This window comes from Halocatena pleomorpha (assembly GCF_003862495.1).
Taxonomy (GTDB): Archaea; Halobacteriota; Halobacteria; order Halobacteriales; family Haloarculaceae; genus Halocatena; species Halocatena pleomorpha.
The window spans coordinates 34,468-53,438 of sequence record NZ_RRCH01000024.1; the positions used below are offsets into that span (position 1 = coordinate 34,468).

At 51.1% G+C, this 18,971-nt stretch carries 22 protein-coding genes and 1 pseudogene; 13 read left to right on the forward strand and 10 right to left on the reverse strand.

Going from position 1 to position 18,971, the window contains the following annotated elements; genetic code table 11:
• Positions 1 to 242: 242 nt before the first annotated feature.
• The 7 genes from EIK79_RS11425 (at position 243) to EIK79_RS11455 (ending at position 6,572) form a co-directional block, all read left to right on the forward strand.
• On the forward strand, positions 243 to 752 hold the full coding sequence (locus EIK79_RS11425; protein WP_124955254.1) for a cupin domain-containing protein: 510 nt from the start codon (positions 243 to 245) through the stop codon (positions 750 to 752).
• A 642-nt stretch (positions 753 to 1,394) separates the two neighbouring features.
• The gene (locus EIK79_RS11430; protein WP_124955255.1) at positions 1,395 to 2,000 is read left to right on the forward strand and encodes a site-specific integrase; all 606 of its coding nucleotides are present in this window, start codon (positions 1,395 to 1,397) and stop codon (positions 1,998 to 2,000) included.
• 35 nt (positions 2,001 to 2,035) lie between these two features.
• A complete protein-coding gene (locus EIK79_RS11435) occupies positions 2,036 to 2,956 on the forward strand; it encodes an RNA-binding domain-containing protein (RefSeq protein ID WP_124955256.1) in 921 nt (306 codons plus the stop codon).
• 343 nt (positions 2,957 to 3,299) lie between these two features.
• Positions 3,300 to 3,884, forward strand: a complete 585-nt coding sequence (locus tag EIK79_RS11440) for an outer membrane protein assembly factor BamB family protein (RefSeq protein WP_185715603.1) — start codon at positions 3,300 to 3,302, stop codon at positions 3,882 to 3,884.
• On the forward strand, positions 3,881 to 4,288 hold the full coding sequence (locus tag EIK79_RS11445; RefSeq protein WP_124955258.1) for a hypothetical protein: 408 nt from the start codon (positions 3,881 to 3,883) through the stop codon (positions 4,286 to 4,288). The genes EIK79_RS11440 and EIK79_RS11445 overlap by 4 nt, the downstream gene beginning before the upstream one ends.
• Positions 4,289 to 4,417: 129 nt before the next feature.
• Positions 4,418 to 5,521, forward strand: coding sequence for a hypothetical protein (locus EIK79_RS11450; protein ID WP_124955259.1), 1,104 nt, complete (start codon positions 4,418 to 4,420; stop codon positions 5,519 to 5,521).
• Between the two features lie 595 nt (positions 5,522 to 6,116).
• Entirely contained in the window at positions 6,117 to 6,572 is a 456-nt protein-coding gene (locus EIK79_RS11455) for a twin-arginine translocation signal domain-containing protein (RefSeq protein WP_124955260.1), read from the forward strand.
• Between the two features lie 716 nt (positions 6,573 to 7,288).
• Here EIK79_RS11455 and EIK79_RS11460 read toward each other — a convergent pair.
• Positions 7,289 to 7,990 (reverse strand): annotated as a pseudogene (locus EIK79_RS11460) (IS6 family transposase).
• Positions 7,991 to 8,056: 66 nt separating this feature from the next.
• Positions 8,057 to 8,485 (reverse strand): hypothetical protein, encoded by a 429-nt coding sequence (locus tag EIK79_RS11465; protein WP_124955261.1) that lies wholly within the window; start codon positions 8,483 to 8,485, stop codon positions 8,057 to 8,059.
• Positions 8,486 to 8,597: 112 nt separating this feature from the next.
• On the opposite strand from EIK79_RS11465, the gene EIK79_RS19280 reads away from it, so the two are divergent.
• Positions 8,598 to 8,831 (forward strand): sigma factor-like helix-turn-helix DNA-binding protein, encoded by a 234-nt coding sequence (locus tag EIK79_RS19280; RefSeq protein WP_124955262.1) that lies wholly within the window; start codon positions 8,598 to 8,600, stop codon positions 8,829 to 8,831.
• On the forward strand, positions 8,821 to 9,126 hold the full coding sequence (locus EIK79_RS19285; protein WP_221621736.1) for an HNH endonuclease: 306 nt from the start codon (positions 8,821 to 8,823) through the stop codon (positions 9,124 to 9,126). The genes EIK79_RS19280 and EIK79_RS19285 overlap by 11 nt, the downstream gene beginning before the upstream one ends.
• 142 nt (positions 9,127 to 9,268) lie before the next feature.
• On the opposite strand, the gene EIK79_RS11480 is transcribed toward EIK79_RS19285, so the two are convergent.
• Positions 9,269 to 10,150 (reverse strand): lamin tail domain-containing protein, encoded by an 882-nt coding sequence (locus EIK79_RS11480; protein ID WP_124955263.1) that lies wholly within the window; start codon positions 10,148 to 10,150, stop codon positions 9,269 to 9,271.
• 204 nt (positions 10,151 to 10,354) lie between these two features.
• The gene (locus EIK79_RS11485; protein ID WP_124955264.1) at positions 10,355 to 10,600 is read right to left on the reverse strand and encodes a hypothetical protein; all 246 of its coding nucleotides are present in this window, start codon (positions 10,598 to 10,600) and stop codon (positions 10,355 to 10,357) included.
• A gap of 41 nt (positions 10,601 to 10,641) precedes the next feature.
• On the opposite strand from EIK79_RS11485, the gene EIK79_RS11490 reads away from it, so the two are divergent.
• Positions 10,642 to 10,923, forward strand: a complete 282-nt coding sequence (locus EIK79_RS11490; RefSeq protein ID WP_124955265.1) for a hypothetical protein — start codon at positions 10,642 to 10,644, stop codon at positions 10,921 to 10,923.
• Between the two features lie 48 nt (positions 10,924 to 10,971).
• On the opposite strand, the gene EIK79_RS18465 is transcribed toward EIK79_RS11490, so the two are convergent.
• Entirely contained in the window at positions 10,972 to 11,229 is a 258-nt protein-coding gene (locus EIK79_RS18465; RefSeq protein ID WP_124955266.1) for a hypothetical protein, read from the reverse strand.
• A gap of 477 nt (positions 11,230 to 11,706) precedes the next feature.
• Positions 11,707 to 12,000, reverse strand: a complete 294-nt coding sequence (locus EIK79_RS11500) for a PadR family transcriptional regulator (RefSeq protein ID WP_124955267.1) — start codon at positions 11,998 to 12,000, stop codon at positions 11,707 to 11,709.
• A 213-nt stretch (positions 12,001 to 12,213) separates the two neighbouring features.
• Between EIK79_RS11500 and EIK79_RS11505 the strand changes: the two genes are divergently transcribed.
• Positions 12,214 to 12,741 (forward strand): NUDIX domain-containing protein, encoded by a 528-nt coding sequence (locus EIK79_RS11505; RefSeq protein WP_124955287.1) that lies wholly within the window; start codon positions 12,214 to 12,216, stop codon positions 12,739 to 12,741.
• Between the two features lie 300 nt (positions 12,742 to 13,041).
• Here the strand turns inward: EIK79_RS11505 and EIK79_RS11515 are convergent, their stop codons facing one another.
• Both EIK79_RS11515 and EIK79_RS11520 read right to left on the reverse strand, forming a co-directional pair.
• Positions 13,042 to 13,476 carry a hypothetical protein gene (locus EIK79_RS11515; RefSeq protein WP_124955268.1) on the reverse strand — a complete coding sequence of 145 codons (435 nt, stop codon included), beginning with the start codon at positions 13,474 to 13,476 and terminating at the stop codon, positions 13,042 to 13,044.
• Positions 13,476 to 14,336 carry a ParA family protein gene (locus EIK79_RS11520; protein WP_124955269.1) on the reverse strand — a complete coding sequence of 287 codons (861 nt, stop codon included), beginning with the start codon at positions 14,334 to 14,336 and terminating at the stop codon, positions 13,476 to 13,478. The genes EIK79_RS11515 and EIK79_RS11520 overlap by 1 nt, the downstream gene beginning before the upstream one ends.
• 221 nt (positions 14,337 to 14,557) lie before the next feature.
• On the opposite strand from EIK79_RS11520, the gene EIK79_RS18100 reads away from it, so the two are divergent.
• Positions 14,558 to 14,740 carry a hypothetical protein gene (locus EIK79_RS18100; RefSeq protein ID WP_124955270.1) on the forward strand — a complete coding sequence of 61 codons (183 nt, stop codon included), beginning with the start codon at positions 14,558 to 14,560 and terminating at the stop codon, positions 14,738 to 14,740.
• Between the two features lie 468 nt (positions 14,741 to 15,208).
• A complete protein-coding gene (locus EIK79_RS11535; protein ID WP_124955271.1) occupies positions 15,209 to 15,766 on the forward strand; it encodes a restriction endonuclease in 558 nt (185 codons plus the stop codon).
• A gap of 576 nt (positions 15,767 to 16,342) precedes the next feature.
• Here the strand turns inward: EIK79_RS11535 and EIK79_RS11540 are convergent.
• Both EIK79_RS11540 and EIK79_RS11545 read right to left on the reverse strand, forming a co-directional pair.
• A complete protein-coding gene (locus EIK79_RS11540; RefSeq protein WP_124955272.1) occupies positions 16,343 to 17,131 on the reverse strand; it encodes an ABC transporter ATP-binding protein in 789 nt (262 codons plus the stop codon).
• A gap of 64 nt (positions 17,132 to 17,195) precedes the next feature.
• On the reverse strand, positions 17,196 to 17,426 hold the full coding sequence (locus EIK79_RS11545; RefSeq protein ID WP_124955273.1) for a hypothetical protein: 231 nt from the start codon (positions 17,424 to 17,426) through the stop codon (positions 17,196 to 17,198).
• Positions 17,427 to 18,971 lie beyond the last annotated feature (1,545 nt).

The following is an 18,971-nucleotide window of genomic DNA, read 5'->3' on the forward strand; positions in this document are numbered from 1 at the left end:
GCCGGCTAGCGAAGCGAGCACCACGTACCACAGTCGGGTATTCGAACTGTCCATACTATCGAGAGAGTTCTGCTTGTAGCTTCAGTTGCGTGAATCTGTATTAGTACGCAATCCCTGACCCTGCCGCCTTATGGGAGAAGGCGACAATCTCGGGATTGTGTAGATAGGAGCTCGCTTGTTTTTCTCTATCAAACAGTAGTTAGAAGTGTGTTATGGGCATCATATATAATGAGGGTTTGAGTATGGAGAAAGTAACCATTAAGGACATCGAACCGCAGTCGCCACCAGACGAAAACATCCCGAATGGAGCGATGGCAAGTTCAATAGGCGATGCCCGTCTGCTTTCAGAGCCACTTGGCACCATTGGATTGGCAATTAACTACTACGAACTCGACCCTGGAGAGAGCTTCGCCCACTCATCCCATCGACACAGCAATCAGGAAGAAGTCTTCTACATTCAGTCAGGAACAGTGACGTTCGAGACAGAAACTGGGAAGATAACGGTCACCGCTGGCGAAATCCTCCACATTCCACCAGGCACGTTCCAGTTCGGGATTAACCACGGAGATGAACAGGTTACAGCGATCACTCTTGGTGCTCCCCGCGAATATGAGGAGAATACCCAGTATCTCATAGACTGCGATGAGTGCGGCGAACGTACCACACAGGTTTTCGAACGGCTAGAAGAACAGAACGAATTCATCACCCGTTGTACCGACTGCGATACTGAAACGCATCGAATCTCTTACTAACACGATCGATCAGTCGACATTGATCCGTGTTGCGTGTTTTTCCAAACAATGAAACTCAGTTCAACACGACCGTTTCACTCTGTCAGCAGCGGAGTGTCGACTGACAGGGGCACTGTGCTTGACGAGACTCTAATAAGGAGGGCCGTCAGTGTGTTCGGCCCGGTAAGTTATAGCTATAAGGCCGAGACATGTGACTCCCCCGAGAATTATATATGCTATAAATATTGATACCAGAGACGGACTAGCTTCCGGAAACAGAATCATGAGAGTCAGCCGAACTGCAAGGAACGGAACTACAAAAAGGACTACTTACCAAATGGGTGAGAGACTTCCGAACCATTGCTTCAGACGGCTTAGTAAGTTCATTTCGGGGGCAGTACACACTCTAGTGATTAATTCCTTTGGGCGTTACACAAGGCCTCTCGGCCCTGAGAGGGCCGGAGGGTTGGCAGGATAAGCATGAACCTTCGAACCACTCCCCGAGCGCAAGGGTGAGTTTATAGTTAGTTTCACGTTTGTCTACTAACGTGCAACTCACCACCCAACTCCGCTCTCAGATGCCCGATTTCAGGCGACTCAACAAATCGTTCTAGCGTCCGATGGCTCTAAGTTGCATGAAATGCTTAATAGAAGTGTGCAAGAATGAGAACCGAACGTAACAAAGACGGCACGTTCAACGTCTGGCTGAGCCGCGACGAATACCAACAGCTCCAACGAGAGTGCAGCTCGTGGGACCGGGAGATCGCGATCCGACTGATGGGCGACTGCGGCCTCCGGGTCGCCGAGGTACTCGATGTCGAGCCCCGGCATGTCTCGCGCATGAGCGACGGGACTCACCACTCCCTGGAAGTCGTCGGTGGAAAGGATACCACTGGCGAGCATACAGACGGAAAACATCGGGAAACGTGGCTGCCCGTCGAACTTGAACGAACCATCAACCGCTTCGTCCAGCACGAGGACATCGATCGGAACGAGCCACTCATCGACCGATCGAAGCGAACACTCCAGTACTGGGTCGAGCATGCGGCCGAGGCGGCGGCTGAGACGACCGGTGATGGGGACTATCGACGCGTCACGTCCCACGATCTCCGGCGCTGCTGGGCTAATCACTTACTCGTCGAGGGAGGGATCTCCCCGCGCATCGTGATGGCGCTGGGCGGCTGGTCGAGCTACGACGCGATCGAGCCCTACCTCGCTGCGCCGACCGAGGAGAACATCATCGACTCAATGAGCACTGCTGCACTTTAATAGTTATATTGCTATAGGAGAGAAGTGATAATTGGATGGTTAAGAAGAAACCAGATGGGCATCAACTGGAAGCCGAATCTCGGGGAGCCTTAACCAGAGCGCTCTCCCACTGGGTACTAAACGAAACTATGGAGGATTACGGAATCGATTTTGAGGCGTATCCGGTATGTCCTGAGACAAAAGAAGTCCTTCCGATATCCGTTTCGATTCAGCTGAAAGCGTCAGCAGCGTTCGAAGGAGAGAATACTGTGACGCACCAACTCGATACTGATTCTCTTGATTTTTATATGCGTCTTGGAAACTCAGTACTTTTAGCACTCTATGAACAACAGTCAGAAGAAATATACTGGAAGGTTGTGCAGACGTATATCTTAGACGAATACGAGAAACCAGAGGAAAAATGGCAGCAACAGGAAACTGTCCAAATTCCAGCGAAACGTATACCGCTTTCCCAAAGTCAAGGCGATCTCCTTTCCACAGTCATTAATGTTGATGACCGAGTGAAAAAGAATTCTATGGTGTCAGAGTTGTATGATATGTTCTCCGGCTTCGTCACCCGACAGGAAGTGGCTACGGCAGTAGAACAAGGAGAATCCCATCAGCTCGAATTCAAACGTCAGCTACCACGCAAGGGAACCGAAAGAGATGCCGCAGCTCTTGCAAATACTGAAGGCGGTGCCATCTTGATTGGTATCGATGATAGCGGCGAGGTTGTTGGCGTTGATAATCCCGATAACGTGAGTAAACTGATTCGTATGTCGTTAGATTACGATGTCACTCCATCCATTGAAGCCGATATCACCATATCAACTGTTGATGAAAAACAAATTGTAGTCGTCAAAATACCCCAATACCGCGATCTCCCACATTCAGTTGATGGGCGTTTTTATAAGAGAGATGGAACAACAAGCAGTCTGATGCATTCGCCCAATGTGGCCTCATTCTTCAGAGAATAAACCATCAAGATAGGATCAGCTCCTCAGGACGAGACACGAGAGGAGACTCATACTGATAAGGATCGATAACCACAACCAGTTCTCAATTATGAGGACGGCAGCGTTAACTAAGACTAGAGGTAAAACCACTCCAACCGAAGAGAACTCATTACCATAAGGCGCACCGCTGTGCTGTGAATAGTTCGAGCGAACCACGATACCTCATTACACTCTACTACAAGACACATCCACTTCCATATGTTTATCTAAAACTCAATTCTTAACAGGAGTATGACTGAGAAGATGGCTGAGGTACCCGCGAATCGGTGGGACTTTGAACTGCACCCCGACGATGTGGGATTTGATGACTCGCACAGCTGGTGGATGCAAGAAACTAACCCTGTTTGTTGTTGGCGATCGGTCTGGGAATCCCACGACGAGACAGATCGGTGCTGTCGATGTTTCCACGGGAACGAGAGAGTGGAAACGATCTATCGGGATCAGTAATCCCTTCTATCAGCCCAGCCTGTGTATCGTGAATGGGGTCATCTACTGCAGAACCGGGCCGCTGTATGCGCTGAACCTTACGGACGGGAGCACCCGTTGGTCGTACCCACTTGGGACCAGTGACGCCAACCTTGAACCGGTATCCGATGGGTCAACAGTCTATTTTGTGCTCAATGACAGCGTCCGTGCGCTCGATGCAGAGAGCGGCGAGTTGCGGTGGCGTGTCGATCTTCCCGGCGTTGCGAGTAGACCGACACTCACCGATGGAACGCTCTACGTTGGGCTCGAAAACGGTCTCGCCGCGCTCGACAGTACAACTGGGAACGAACGGTTCCGGGTGACGATATCCGACTCGGGGACAGTAAGTACGTCACCGATCATCGCTGGTGGAACCGTGTATCTCGCAGCCGACCAGACACTCTACGCTCTTACGGCTCAATGAGTGTGCTCAACCGCCTGCGGAACGAATTCAATGGCTTTGGCCGGGTCCTCGCACTCTGGTTCGCGTTCGAATACTCGCTGGGAAACGGGGTTGTAATGGTCTTCGATGTAGCCCTTACCAATCAGCCAGTAAGCGGGATCGGTATGCTTGTCGCAGTTGGTGCGACCTACATTGTGCAGTGGTGGTATCCCGACGTTCGAGTACGAACGGTCTGGGCGTTTGCCTTCACAATGATATTCGTGTTCTTCGGACTGACACTTCTCAATCCGGCGATGATAGATGGCCGAACAGGAGGGACGATCTACTACACCGTGGAAGCTGGCCTCATCTGGATCGCAGCACTGTCATTGAGCTGTGTCGTCGTGTGGATCAACTGGCGGGAGGTCCTTCCGATACGTGAATAGTCTCATAATACATACTGCTAGATTGAGGCTGAACTGAAAGCAAGGTGTAAAGCAATGAATCCCACTTTAAATTAGACAAATTCGAAATTACCAACATTTATAATACTATATCCAATTAATATCATTTATATGGGTAGAATCAACGACTGGAAAGTATATAAGGAGGAGGCAGAACCAATTGTAGATTTGTTAAAAGCTGTCAATGATGGATACTCAGTAGCATATGAGTATGATAGACATGATTTCTGTGAAGGCAACCCTTACTTGGAAGACGGTAAAGGCGCTACTCGGAGTAAATGGGGGATTGACCTGTCAAGAATTTACCCGATTAAGAAAGGAGGACACCTGTATTGGGGAAATAATCTTGAACACATTCGGAAACACGTACTCTATCACGTTACAGCGCAAGCAATCAAGCATAGAGGTGAACTTCAGAACTTTTTTCGAGATCGAGAATTGGACAGAAAAGAGCACTTCACCGAAGCATTTCGAAATCTGACTAATAGTTGGAGAGATGAATATGCTCTCAATCATCCGCAATTCGACTCTGAAGAAGTACGAGCTCAGACCGCAGAATGGCGAATTATTCAGATGTACTACGCCGTGTTCAAGTCCACAAGTGCTATTATGCGGTCAAAATTTGAGAACATAAGGGAGGACGGAAGAGGAAATCACGATGGCCTATGGGAGAAGCACCGACGAAAGTGTATGGATGAACTCCAAACAAAACTGTATCCATTCCCATTTATGTACTTCTCCGTGACCAATAATCCTCGAAAAAAAAAAGACGCATTCCCTTGGGAGGTACCATACCCAATCCACGAAGATTTTCATGAAGATCAGAAAGAGCGCCAAGACGGATACGCCCAAGATAAGTTAGAGTCCATTTACGAATCTTCTCAAAAAAGCCCGTATATACAGGGAGAGGTCATTTTTACATTCTATGACCTACTAAAGGAACTTCGTGAGTGGGCCCAATACCAGCAAGGAGGAATTTTCAGTCGCCTATATGGTGAAACTCATATAAAAGCACTCGATCATGCTCTCCGGTTGATCGCTTATACAGCTTTGACTGTAGCAGAGGTTGCTCTCATCCACAATTTTGGATTCAGTGAGTTTGAGGATATGTATTTAGAATATAAAGAAAGTTGTAAGGAAGGGCAATCATCAGATAGCCTGTATCTAGTGTATGAGAGATATAAAGTTTATAGAAAGGCTTTCCCAACTTCCTAGTTTAGGTTGTGTCGGAATGCGGTGGGAAATTATAAATTAGATCAGATATTTGGTAGGGTGCAGAGTGCAGTTGATCCTGCCATTCGGTCCACTTTGTACCAGGTACATTATTGTCTTAAAATCACCTCTCTTTACGCCAGACTGGCGTAAAACTATAGTTTTAGATCATGTGAAAAGGTCGCAGGTGACCTACATCCATCACCGTGAGTCTCTGAGTCGTTTTACAGGCTAAAATTAGGTACCCCATCCTTGAGGTCCCCACGTGGATTCTCTTGCGATTGATTCATCGCTCTCGCTTTCTCTCTTCCTGCTCCACTCTCCCGTAGGCGATCGTTGATACGGACGTCACAGGGAGTCCTTGGTGCTGATCGACTGCTGTAGCTGCTCGTGGTATCAAGGACGAAGCCGATTGCATCGATACGAATCACTCTCCTCGACAGTGAGTAAAGTTGCCAGACAGGGTGGCTTACCTACCGACCGATGTTGACGGTATTTACATAGCCACAACGTGTATATAGAGGGATTCAGTCATGTATTTTCCTTACATCAGAGGCATTATTACCTCTCAAATAAATTTTTATTTGAGGTGAAATAGATGGTTGACAAAGACGATGACAGATCAATCGAATCAAACAGTGCCCCCGGCGACAAATCAGTTCCATCCCGCAGTCGGCGTGGGTTCTTGAAGCAAGCAGCTGCGACCAGTCTTGTAGGATTGACCGGACTCACTGCTACTACTGAGGTAGCCAGTGCCACCGAGTCGGCCGATGATGTAGAAACGCAGGCTCCAAACAGGATAACCGTACGGGGAATAGCTGACTTCACCAACTATATAATCTATTCGACCACACCTATCTGGGGAGGGGACAACAATGCACCAGGAACGGATTCTCCCTTTGAATATCCTCAAGCCATCAATTATGAGGGAACGTGGTATGACTATGGAATGGACGGGACTATATATGCAGATAATGTTGACGTGTTCCGATTCGAGGGCTACGTAGCGGTGCCTGACACGACCGGTATCACGTATACTGTGGAAGACTTGTAAAGACGTATCTGTCACTACTAGCAGATTTGGACCGATTGGTCCCCTGCTAGTTCACGTCGTGAACGTTCTGATCTGGGAACTGTGGGTCGATCCTGTTAGAATCTTCTCACGGGCCTAAGAGGTAGACAACAGGCTCAATCGTAGTTCGCCCGAGGAGGAGGTCACACATGTCGTGCATTTCCACGACCCCATCGAGGTGGCGATTGAAGGGGTCGAGGGAAAGACCGCGCTGCGATGCACATCTTTACCGAATTTGACGGGATCGTGGCTGTCTCGCCAGAGAACAGTCATGGCAGCATTGGCTTCAGCGAGGCAGCGGTTTCGCATATTGAACCGCTTGCGTGACGGCCGCGAACTCCTCACGACAGTCACGAACGAATTCGACTCTTCTTTCGCAGTTCTCCTGATTCTTTTCTCGGTCTCTCCCTCACGCGGTGAGCGCACAGTGCAGTGCTCACTCGACGAGCTCGTGCAAGGCGGTCGGTTGGTGATAATAGTGGATGTAGTTCCACGCACGCAACCACCGGAGTCGGTCATCCCCCTGACGCCCATACATTCATTATTGTCTATAATTCAATTAATACCGCAGTGGATAAGAGAGGACATATCATCAACGGAGTGCTCATCGGCATTGGGGTCGGCGTGCTCCTCTCCCCGACGGGAGACAAGTGGATGGTTCACTCGGCACTGTTTAGCACCTCGTCGACCGGCGTTCGTCAGTCGAGCGATTGGTGCGGTCTGAGATGGTTGTAGTAATGCGCAAATAATGCAAGCCACTGGCGAATGCTCCGCCGACTGCCCACCCACGAAGTATGGAAGCGGCCGACCCGCATCTTAAGCGTATGAAACCATTTCTCAATGAGGTTTCGCTCGGTGTAGTCGACCTGACCGCTCAACCCGAGTCGAGAGAGGGCAGTCCGATAGCCGAACTGATCGACGAGAAACACTGTGTCTGAAAGATCGTGTTTCTCGTCGAGGCCAGACAGAAACGCAGCTGCTGGATCGGTGCCGTGCCGTCCAAACAACGTCACATCGAGAATTAACTTTGTGTCGAGGTCTATTGCAGCGTACAACCAAGACCACACTCCGTTGATCGTGACAGCGGTTTCGTCGACCGCGACCCGCCGACGGCGAAGCGTCGGCGGATCGGGAACGCTGTCAGCAATCCGATGCACCCAGTTCCAGACCCCCGTGAGAGCGTTCAACGCCGAATTCAGCCAGAATCGAAGTTGTCTCTCTGAGCGAACAACCGGTTGCGTGGAGTCGGACGGCGAACGCCCTGACGGGCGTCCCCAGAACGCTTCACGTTCTGGGTGCGGACGAGACGCGAAGCGTCTCGTTAACGTCGCCGTCTGCTCACGCTCCTAAGTTTCTTCTAAATCCACTGCAAAGCACTTGCTGAGCAGGTCTGCGAGCATTCTGACCAAGAACTCAACAACCTGCTCGCTTCTCAAACTGGCTTAACTAGACAGTGCCAGATTGAGCTACTTGTCGCGTTGCTCAATGAGCCACTCGCGTTCCTTCTGAGCGGCAGTTCCAATGACTTTTTCAAGGAGATCGGCAAGTTCGCTGTCTTCCGGGATGGTGTACAGCGGCGAGTTTTCAATATCCAAAACATGTTCGATAACCCCATATTTGTCAGCTAAAATGTCCTTGTGGTTGTTCCACGTGTCGTGACTAATCCGCGCAGCGTCGCAAATATCGGCTTCTCGGAGTTTATCACCTCGTACACGGAGCATCGCCAAGATTATTTTAGCTCTCGAGTTCGGCGTGAGAAGTTCGAGGAACGGATGGCCTTCGAACAGTGTGTCGGTATCGGCTTCATCCTCGGGATCAAATCCAGGAATTGCCACTGTGGGGATGTCCTCGTCGTTCAGTTCGTCCTCTCGGTCGTCCGCTGGTAAACTACTCATGCCCTCTCTACATATTCTTCCCACCATTATATACTGACTAGCACTTCCGCCAAGATTCGATTATCCACATATGACAAACATTTATCTATATAATATAAGAACAAAATAGTAGATGAAGAGCCAGCAGACAACGCTGGCAAGAAATCCCACCGAACCCTATCGAGACCGAGCGCCGCTTTACGACCTGTACAAAACACAAGAGAAAACTATCTCAGATATCGCCGAGGAATTGGACTGTTCTGTTACCACTGTGAGGAACTACCTACGACGGTTTGGCATTCTTGATCCCCTTGACTCCCCCGCTACTATACCGCAAGATCCGACGGATATGACTGTTGGCTCGTGATGGGCATACTATCCTCGTACACAGGCTCGTAGCGGTAGCTGAATACGGGATTGACGCTGTAGCCGAGGCAGTAGTTCATCACAAAAACACTCACAAGTGGGATAATCGCCCCGAAAACCTCCTTCCCTGTGACAGTCGCGCGAAGCACAGGTGTGAGCACTCACGCCATAAAGCCGATGAGGATCAGGGAACCTTCGACGAATATTCTACAACTGATCATCTTTCCCACCCACAGATTGACAGCGGACACCAGGACGAGTGCCAACTAACATTCGACGACTTTGAAGAACTCTAAGTGAATAGCACGTCTCACTGCTGTTTCTAGAATCTGTGAGAAGTTGACAACCGACCAACTAGAACAGCGACACCCAATCTGCAACATGAGAACCCATTCAGGAAACCATAATTACACCTACGGATTCGCTGTTGAGCCGTCGTCAGTAGGATTTGCTTGTTATGACGGTCCCAGCACTGTCTTTGACCGTCACGGTATCGCCACCGTTGTTCCAGATCGCACTTGAGGATCCCCAGTAGCGATCACTGGCTGTGTCCAAGCCGCTGCCTGTGTGGAGCGTGACAGTCTCACCGGCCGCGAGCGACGCACCACTCGGGAACGTGTAGGTGTGACCCGCGTCGTCTGATACCGACCAGCCCGAGAGATCGAGCGTGTCAGTACCTGTATTCTCGAACACCACGTATTCATCGTTCAAATTCTCGTTGTCGTTCCCAGCCGCGTCGGCATGAATCTCTGTGACGGAAAGGCTGCTCTCACTCCCTGCGTTCCGACATTGCCACAGGCCGCGCTCAGCTGCTTGAGCATCTGATTCGGCCGCATAGAAGCGATCACTCTGGCTGAATTGGCTGTCGTAGACGCGTGCGTGGCCGGTGTCGACGAGGTTGTAGTTGAGATTCACTCCGTCATCGTGGATGTACGCCAACAACCGACCATAGTCTCCCCGCCCATCGCTTTCAGCATCGAGTTCAAGTGTCACCTGCTCACCCGTCTGGAGCTCGTCTTTCATATATGCACTTGCGGCGTCCCCTGCATCGCTGAGACATTGCTCACCTGCTTCCGTATCTGGGACGCCTTCGAATTCCGTGGGGTCGTTTTCGCCATACACTTCAGGGGTGTCCACCCCGAGCAACCGCACGGTGTCGGTCGTCCCATTCGAGTATTCAATATCAACAGTATCCCCGTCCGTCACACCGGTCACCATCGCCGTGAGTTCAGTGCTTGTCGTCGAAGGACTGCCCACGACGCCCGCTGGAATCGCAACGGCCAACACTGCCATCACCACTACTATATGCGATGTTCGCATCACGTCCATACCTTTTAGATAATAATATATTAACGTTGGTTACGAAATGTATATAGAACTACACTGACAGACCTGCCCATCGGACACACTCTCGACGGCTATTCCGCTATCTGCCAAGCGGGCTCTGACGAGGCAGTTCCGTCCCACAGCACGGGACGCATACCCGTCGAGATTGTGCTCAGTCGCCTGCGTGTCCCACGACTCTCAGATATCTTGGGCCAGTCGATTCGTTTCCAAGTCCGCCCAGCATGGCGGACAGAAAAACGGCCCGTCGTGAGCAGGGGCGTCGATGCTGGGATATGACTCCCCGTGGCGATCGATGACGGACTCGCTGTCTCTGTGCTCGCTATGAAACCTCGTCCCGCAATGGGGGCACTGGGGCTCCTGAGTAGCGGTGCGGCCATCCGATCGAGTGTAATCGAACACCGTCGGCGCGTCGGATGCAGTCACGAATGGTCGTTAGGACTGTCTCCATTTAGCTATCCATCACGATGCACTGGAACCGTCTTGCCCTCGCGCTGACGCGGCTGCTGTTGGCCGGCGGTGCGGCGAGTCCCGGTCCATCGATAGAGGCACCACCAACGGGAGGTGAGACGCAAACGGTGACAGTTACACGCGTGGTGGACAGAGACACGATCGAGGTGCAGTCTACGAACAGGACGACCGATACGATCCGACTGCTCGGGTGGATACGCCCGAAACAAATCCCGCGAACGAAGACCTGCCGGAGTTTACTGTTCCAGAAACAGTTGAGGACCGCGACTGGCTGTTGAACTAGGGCTACGCTTCGCTCAGTTCAGAACCTCTCTCAGTTACATCAGTTATTGACGGGAAAGGTGGATCCCGCGAGCGATGGTATAGATAAGTATGTTACCAATCCCAGTTACTACGAATATCCATCCAAGCATATTCCCGATCCACCAGAAGAAGCTGCCAGGTCTGTAGAATCCGATGTTTGTGACTCCAGCGAACCCAATTAGGGCAAGCGCTCCCCAGAAGAGGAGGATCGCCGCTATTTTCCAGCCATCTCTGAGTAATTCTCGGAAATCTATCGCAGTGGGACCAGACTCAGTTGCCACAAACTAAATATCAAATTGAGACGCAAAAGTAGTTTCTACATTGACTTCACCAGACGGACATAACCAATTCTACATAGAGTAGGGGCTCTTTTCACGAGATGAATCTTTTGAGAAGAGCCTTCAATAGAGACTCATCTTCATATCGTAAGCAGTTCGGCAGTGCCGCGCAAACCGCACAGGCCGAAAGGCAAGGTATCTGGGCATTCGACTGAACATCAGCAACACCATACCGACACCAATTACTGGGGCCGATCGCAACTGTTCTGACTTCGAGACGTGGGCAGAGGCACAGTAATTCTTTGAGACCTACGACCCCGCGAACGATCCTCATCGCCTCAACGCCGATGGCAACGGACAGGCCTGCGAGTCGCACCCATACTGAGCCACGAACTGATGTAGGACGAAGGATGGTGGTGACGTTGATGACGACAACCGTCGGTACGTTTTGTAACAGCAATAGACACAACGGAGGTCCCCCTACGCGTTCACAGAGATCGGGTGATCGACGTACTCCGCTTCCCAGTCGGCCCGAGCGTCGATCTCGCGTTGGCCTCGCCGTGTCACCGAGTAGAAGTTCGTCCGCCGGTCCTTGTGGCCTTTCTCAACGAGTCCCTTCTCGACGAGCGTGTCTAAGTTCGGGTACAGCCGACCGGCAGAGATCTCCGTTTCGTAGTAGTCCTCAAGTTCGTCTTTGATCGCCAATCCGTGTGGTTCATCGCCCCCTGCAATGATGTAAAGAAGATCGCGCTGAAAACCAGTCACATCATACATATCCATTCAATCCTTAGAGAGTCCGTTATATGGGCTTTGTCGTTACCGGCGACCCGCTCCTATCATAAATCTGAATTAACATCCGTTTCGGAAGGAGAGCACGCTCACATCGACTACTTGGAGAGTCACTCTTCGGCCAGCCGCTCTCCGATTCGTGGATGGCTAGCTCCACGACTGATATTGTCTCTCCGTTTCAACACTGCCAACGTGACGATGTCAGAGCCATCCGACCATTATGTTGGCAAGCTCACCCGGAAGGCGATCCTGTTCGGTCCGGACGACCAAGTGTTGCTTACGAAATGTGATGATCACTGGGAACCACCCGGTGGAACGTTCGAGTACGGAGAAACGCTCGTCGGCGGCCTTCGTCGAGAACTCCGGGAAGAGCTAGCTATCGACAGTCGTGCTGGACCACTCGTCGAGGCGATGTACGGCGGGTGGATCGATGAAACGACAGGTGAGCCGATGGTGACGCTCGTCTATCGCTGTGAGACCGATGAGCGAGCGATCTCCCTGAACGACGAACACGATGCGTACGAATGGCTCACACCAGAGGCAGCAGCAACCCGGCTATCTGAATCGTTTGTTCGCCTTGACCGAGCCGTTGAACGAGCGGATGCCTTCGATGGCTCCCCACCGTTTGCGGCCGTTACGAATCCATACGCCGACACCCACACCAGCAGTGAGACCGTTCTCGAACAGTTCGCTGTGCTTCGGGAATCCGCGTCCACAACCCAGTAGCACACCACTCTTCGGATGCCGTGACGTTACTGGCCAGAGAGTGTCGTATCAGTGTCGATAGTTCGTTCGAGGAACGCCCTAGGGAGTTCATCCAGTTCTCCAACTAGGACCCACCAGAGGTTCGCATACAGTCCGTTCTGTTTTAGGAGTTCCTCGTGTGTCTCCCGTTCGACGATCGACCCGTCATCGAGAACGGGATCGTATCGGCGTGACGCACTTCCGTTCCGTTATCGACGTGGGAGGTCGCTTCATCCAGAACCAACAGCTCCGGATTGGTTTTGAATCGGAGATAGAAGTGGCCTAATCGAGATATTTGTATCCCCAGTCGTTTAATTGGGCTGCAACCTCTTCTGGATGCTCCATTGCCACTAACATAGCTGCCTCCCGAACGTCGAACTTATAGACATCCCGGCCAACGATCTTCTCCACGTCTCGCACGAATTCAGGTTCTGCGTCTGCTGTTTCCTGACGGACATACGTTGGAATCATTTCTGGTCGTCCGTCTTTAACCCGCTCTCGTCGGAGAACCCAGGGGATATCGTCTTGCTTGAGTCCCTCGCCGGTCTCGTTTTCTTCACTCTCGTCCGTGCTTACGACCTCCTTTTGATCTGACGTTTCCTTGTCTTGGTCATCGTTCGCAGTATCCTCTGTGTCGATGCCTTGTTCTTCTTGTTCGGTTGGGTCCGGATCGTCGGCAAACGGGTCATCACCTGTGCCAGTCTTCATTCCCGGCATTAGTTGAACTCCATTTCGAGATGTTCAGCAAGCACCTCGTACTTCTCAAGCGTTTCCTGTTCGTGCGGTCGGTCTCGTCGTTCACCGGGCACTCCGTCGACGTATCCTTGCTCAACTACCTTAAATGCCGAGCCTTGAGCGTCCCACATCTCATTCATGAGACTTTCACGCTCCCCAATCATGATCGGGACTGGCCATTCTTGCGCTTTCAACTGTTCTTGGTACCGCTTGTTGGCTCGTGTTCGGCCGACATTTCCGGGAACGACCGCAACCACTCCCACCCCGATGTCGAGATGATCCTCCAAGTTAAACACCAGATCTTCAAGTCCATCGAGACTTAGTTTCCCCTTCCCGCTTAGTTCAACGGGACTAACGAGTGTGCGCGTCGCGTAGATCGCATTGTACAGGGCATCCGATGCCGTTGCCTGGGGGTCGATTAGGATTGCGTCGTAGTCGTTCTGTACGTCATTCGCTCTGAGTACCCGATGCAATTGTGCGTATCGTTCATACTCCTTTCCAGGGTTGCTCATTTCCTCGATTTCCGCTGCCCGATTCAAAAAGGAGGTGAGATCTTCTAACATATTATGGGCAGGAATGACGTTGATCCCTTCTTCTGTGGTGCGAATGAGGTCTTCGAACTCACCCTTTGGCCGATCGATCATGTGCAGGACTAGATTATCAGCTTCTCCGTCTGATCTCGAATCGGCTACATCAAAGACGTAAGAAAGTGAGCCTTCTTGGGGATCTAGGTCGATGGCAAGGACATCGTACCCTTGTCGTGACAGAGCAACAGCCGTGTTCGAGACAGTGGTCGTTTTGAACGTCCCACCAGCTTCGCTGTACACCGTGGTTGTAATCATTCCTATCGCCTATATTAATCGGATAGTATAAATATCTAATTGAAATGTTATCACTAATTCTTTAGTCTATACAATTAGGCTACTTGGTTATCCCAATTGTTTAGTCTATGTGGTTAGTGTAAGCGTTTAATCTATACGGTTTAACCGAACGCAGTCATGCGGTTATACGATGTTGATGGAGGGACAACATTCTTCTCGATAAGTACAGCGGAGCAGGACAGTTGCCCAGTCACAATGCCGTTGAGGTCAGCAGTTCTAGCGTGTTCGTTGACCGCCAGTGGGCGAGTGATCACAGACAGGACGACGTACGCGGACATCTCCCGCCGTCAGTCCGCAAGGAATTCACACTACTTTCTCCTGACAATCTTGGCGAACTGATCAAAGGATTCTGGGGGAACGCTTAGTACGCCGTGCGATCACTAAGCGCGCGTCAGCCTACTGCGCCGCGCCCCTAGTGGGTTCAACCGGGGACCGGAGCCGATGAGGCCCGCATCGACTAGCTTGCAATCGCGCTACTTGCCGGCTCCGAGAGGAAGAACATCGCGATCGATCACTACAAGGAGTTCGCGCGGTACCTGCGTGAAGAGTTCGAGGGTGACGAGTGGCGGCTCCCGACCAGCGACATTTCGGCCGATACCTGATCGTGAGACGTCGACATCGCTGATGAAACGCCGTCACTGGAGGACGTCGATATCACGACGGTCGATTTTGACGGGTTTACTTTTACGGCCGGAGGGGGACAGGTATCTCATCGGCAGGTGGAGAAATGTTTCCATCAACTGTCTTCAAAGTGTCATTCTTTACACTATCGTAGTACTCTCGATAATGGGTTGAATCTTAACAATAGGGACTACAAATTATCGATAACATCTATGACCGGCACGCCAACTGAAAGAGCCATCAAACGCATCGAAACAGGACATAGACTTGAACGCCTGACTGTCGATCTACTACAACGTGAAGGCTATGAAGTCGACCCTACCGGTACAAGAGGACCAGACGGTGGACGCGATTCTATACTACGTCGAGACGGGAAGACTGGTATTTTGCACTGCAGTATAAACCATCAATGGGAGGGTAAGTGTTGGGCCGATGCAGAAAGCTCTGCTGACCGGCCAGAATCTATTGACTTCTACATTTTCGCGACCACTGTGAATCCCGCCGGTATCAAACGAGACCGTGTGGAAGAGGAATTCAGAGACGAATATAGTTGGAGAGTGGAGATATACGATTTTGAACGTCTTCGAAATCGATTGGTAGGGAACAACCGAAATCATGATTTGGCTAAGGAGCACCTGAACACAGATCCTGGCCGGGCCCACGTAGATACATCGGAGTTTGTTTTAGACAACTTGCGTCAGCAATACGAGGAAATACAGAACAAAAAGCGATATTCAACAGATTATGCCGCTTGTTGGGGATCTCGTTGAAGATTTATTTGAAAAGACAATTCTTGATGTTGGAATCCGAAAAAGCCGGTGTTTTGGCTCAACCGGGGAATACGATTTTATACTGACGAATAATTCGTCGCAATACCCGTGGCGAGGAATGGGACCATTTGTATTTGCAGATTATAAATGGTTTTCAAAGCCTATTGGATCTCAAGATATCCGTAATATGTCCTTAAAAGCGGATATGCTCCACCCAGAATGCTCGGGGACGGTAATATTTTCTCGAAAGGTCTGACTGATCCTGGTCAGCAACTTGTACGTGAACTCTTTGCTCAGGGAAAGTACGTAATCGTATTTAATCAAGACGATTTAGAGAAAATGCTGAAAGATGGATACGCCGATGAAATCCTTGAAAATATTGCAGATTCTCTATGGCTCTAAGAGTGAAACCTGCAAGATGAATCTGGCACAAGAACGCTAAATCCCACTTCAGAGAGTTGGTTTCGGCTCCCCAGAGACTACGTCCTTCACTGCTGGGAGAGCCCTCCTTAGATTCCCAACCCAGAGTAGGTTCGGCGTGAGTCAATGAGGGAAAGATTCATGACATCGATCGGTTCACTCCGGTTGACCCGTGCGTTCGGGTTCAGTCGTGCGTTCATCGTGAGCCTCATCAGTAGTGACATCGAGGAAGACGTCTTCAAGAGTGCCTTCTTCGCCGGTCTCCATGCGTTCTTTCAGTGCGTCGGGCGAACCTTCGGCGACCAACTCTCCCTCGTAGAGGATGCCGACCTCTGTCGCGAGTTCTTCGACGACTGGCAAGATGTGTGTCGAGAGGAACACGGTAGTGTCGCTGGCGGCGAGTTCGGCAATGGTTTCTCGGACCGTACGTGCAGCCCTCGGGTCGAGTCCCGATGTCGGCTCGTCGAGAATCACCACGTTGGGTTGGTGCATCAACGCTTGGATCAACCCGGTTTTCTGCTTCATCCCCTTCGAGTACGTCGATATCCGATTGTCGGCGTCGGTGGTCAGGTCGAAGCGGTCAAGGAGCGAATCGATTCGTTCCTCGATCTCTGACGGGTTCATGTCGCGGAGGCCACCGTGATATTCGAGTTGCTCACGGGCAGTGAGTTCGTCGTACAGCGGCGGCTCCTCGGGAAGATAGCCGATGTGTGAAACCACCGCCTGCCGGTCGGTGATCGACTCGCCTACGATATGTGCCGTGCCACTGGTCGGCGTTATCAGGGTCGTGAGCATCCGTATCGTGGTCGTTTTGCCAGCGCCGTTCGGGCCGAGGAAACCATAGATCGCGCCACTCGGGATTGCGAGATTGAGGTCGTTGACGGCGGTTGTGCTACCGTACTGTTTCGTGAGAGCGTCCGTACTAATCGAGAGTGAGTCGGTCATTGATGTCGTATTGGGGTTTGTCACTTGTTGCGTTCGTCTTATTGTGTTACGTTCGTTCACGTGGTCACGACAGTGTGTACCGATCGAAGCGGTGTACCGCCTTCCGATACGCAAGGATCGAGACGCCGACAGCGAGGCAGATCATCATGAGAAGTGAGCTAATCCGAACGACCGCTATTGAGAGCTGAGTTCCGAGTGCCGGTGGCATGGAGATGAAAACAGAAACAAAAGAGAGAAGATAGCCTCCGAACGCTGGCAGACAGACGATTCCTAACATCCCCAGTAGTACACCCATCCTTACGAAGCTCGCTCGTCCGATCTCAGTATATATGGTTGCTGAGGTAAGGGGTAATGGAATTGGCATCAAATCACGATGCGAAACTCTCATCCCGAGCGAAAGGGCGAGTGAAGAACTACACACACACAGTGTAACACTGCCAAGAGCAATCAGCAGAGATTCGAGAATGTGGAGGGAACTTCCCAGCGCAAGTACTACAGTGCCCACCGCTGTGACTGTCGCACCGATTGTGTTACTTGCGAGGAGTTCTCCACGTATGAATTGCTCTCCCGTGAGTGTCGTGAGCGTCATGGGCAGCGACAAATACTCAGTACCGATCGGGTAAAATCCGAATGAAAATCCAGTCCCAACTGCACCAATGAACGCAAAAAACACCAGCGAAACGCCTGGAACCGAGTCTACAGCAAGAATCGGACCAATCACAACCAGAAGAAAAGGCGCCGACCACGATAGCATTATGAGACCAAGCGGAACGCGTCGTTCCTGGAGCCATCGTTTTCGAGCAACGGTTAGTACGGGCCGCGACACGTGACCAGCGAACAGTCGCTCAGTTACTCCCGCACCGATGAGTGTCCGGGAGTGATGGAGTGTCGCGATACTGACTGGCTCAGTTCTCCACACTCTATTGGCGAGCGCTGTCGCACCGACCACAAGCGCTGGAGCTCCGCTGACAATGACTATGAGCGCACCCATGCTACGAACTGAGGCCGATTGAATCACTGGTGACCCTGCGAATCCGAGATCCACGAACCATGCAGCCGGTCCGACACTAAGCCAATTGAACAAGTATGAAGACGAAATTAAACCAGAGATCACTATAGCGACTAAACCGAAACAGAGACCGAATGCTACCACACCAAGCGCCTTTTTATACTTATTAAAATGAGCCGATCGGGTAGTGATGAATTCAACGAGAAGATTGAGAGCTACACCTAACAGGGCAGTGAGTATGAGTAGCCCGCTGACTGCGACGATGAGAGTGAATACAGTCAGTGGTGACTGAGTGGCGATCGCGAATCCAATGGCACCTCCGGCGACCACGAAAGAAAGAGGAATAGCAACTGGATAGAGGACCGTCAACACTATTCCAAGAACGACTTCGCGCGTGGGAACTGTTGTCAGTAGATGATCGCTATTGATGTGGCTACTGTATTTGGACGTTCGTCGTTCGAACATAAGTAATAACGAAAACGATCCTATCGTTGTCGCTACCGGCAGCACATCGAGTGAACCAGTGAGATGCCCTTGGTTGAGAGCTGTTCCGAAGAGGTATGCGCTGACGCCGATCGCAACAGTTGCACAAAGCATTGCAACACGGACAAGAATACGCCATCCTCTCGAATGATTGAGCCGTCGCTGGTTCCGTGTCCGTTCGATTTGGGAAATTCGTACACAACGCTGGAGCCAGAGAGGAATAGTCACAATCTTTATTATATGCGCTGTATTATACATTTAACGCTCGGATGTGAGAGGTAATAGTTTAATTTAGATGTGGAGTTAGGATAAAAGAAGACAAGGGCACCGCGAGACCCGTGGCCGACA

What these genes read in the sequence shown, in the direction of transcription:
- EIK79_RS11440 (WP_185715603.1), top strand. Translation starts at nt 3,300, where the DNA reads ATGACTCGCACAGCTGGTGGATGCAAGAAACTAACCCTGTTTGTTGTT.
- EIK79_RS11540 (WP_124955272.1), bottom strand. Translation starts at nt 17,131, where the DNA reads ATGACCGACTCACTCTCGATTAGTACGGACGCTCTCACGAAACAGTAC.
- EIK79_RS11455 (WP_124955260.1), top strand. Translation starts at nt 6,117, where the DNA reads ATGGTTGACAAAGACGATGACAGATCAATCGAATCAAACAGTGCCCCC.
- EIK79_RS11500 (WP_124955267.1), bottom strand. Translation starts at nt 12,000, where the DNA reads ATGTATGATGTGACTGGTTTTCAGCGCGATCTTCTTTACATCATTGCA.
- EIK79_RS11435 (WP_124955256.1), top strand. Translation starts at nt 2,036, where the DNA reads ATGGTTAAGAAGAAACCAGATGGGCATCAACTGGAAGCCGAATCTCGG.
- EIK79_RS11505 (WP_124955287.1), top strand. Translation starts at nt 12,214, where the DNA reads ATGTCAGAGCCATCCGACCATTATGTTGGCAAGCTCACCCGGAAGGCG.
- EIK79_RS11545 (WP_124955273.1), bottom strand. Translation starts at nt 17,426, where the DNA reads ATGGGTGTACTACTGGGGATGTTAGGAATCGTCTGTCTGCCAGCGTTC.
- EIK79_RS11450 (WP_124955259.1), top strand. Translation starts at nt 4,418, where the DNA reads ATGGGTAGAATCAACGACTGGAAAGTATATAAGGAGGAGGCAGAACCA.
- EIK79_RS11425 (WP_124955254.1), top strand. Translation starts at nt 243, where the DNA reads ATGGAGAAAGTAACCATTAAGGACATCGAACCGCAGTCGCCACCAGAC.
- EIK79_RS11445 (WP_124955258.1), top strand. Translation starts at nt 3,881, where the DNA reads ATGAGTGTGCTCAACCGCCTGCGGAACGAATTCAATGGCTTTGGCCGG.
- EIK79_RS11520 (WP_124955269.1), bottom strand. Translation starts at nt 14,336, where the DNA reads ATGATTACAACCACGGTGTACAGCGAAGCTGGTGGGACGTTCAAAACG.
- EIK79_RS11535 (WP_124955271.1), top strand. Translation starts at nt 15,209, where the DNA reads ATGACCGGCACGCCAACTGAAAGAGCCATCAAACGCATCGAAACAGGA.
- EIK79_RS19280 (WP_124955262.1), top strand. Translation starts at nt 8,598, where the DNA reads ATGAAGAGCCAGCAGACAACGCTGGCAAGAAATCCCACCGAACCCTAT.
- EIK79_RS11480 (WP_124955263.1), bottom strand. Translation starts at nt 10,150, where the DNA reads ATGCGAACATCGCATATAGTAGTGGTGATGGCAGTGTTGGCCGTTGCG.
- EIK79_RS11465 (WP_124955261.1), bottom strand. Translation starts at nt 8,485, where the DNA reads ATGAGTAGTTTACCAGCGGACGACCGAGAGGACGAACTGAACGACGAG.
- EIK79_RS11430 (WP_124955255.1), top strand. Translation starts at nt 1,395, where the DNA reads ATGAGAACCGAACGTAACAAAGACGGCACGTTCAACGTCTGGCTGAGC.
- EIK79_RS11515 (WP_124955268.1), bottom strand. Translation starts at nt 13,476, where the DNA reads ATGCCGGGAATGAAGACTGGCACAGGTGATGACCCGTTTGCCGACGAT.
- EIK79_RS11490 (WP_124955265.1), top strand. Translation starts at nt 10,642, where the DNA reads ATGCACTGGAACCGTCTTGCCCTCGCGCTGACGCGGCTGCTGTTGGCC.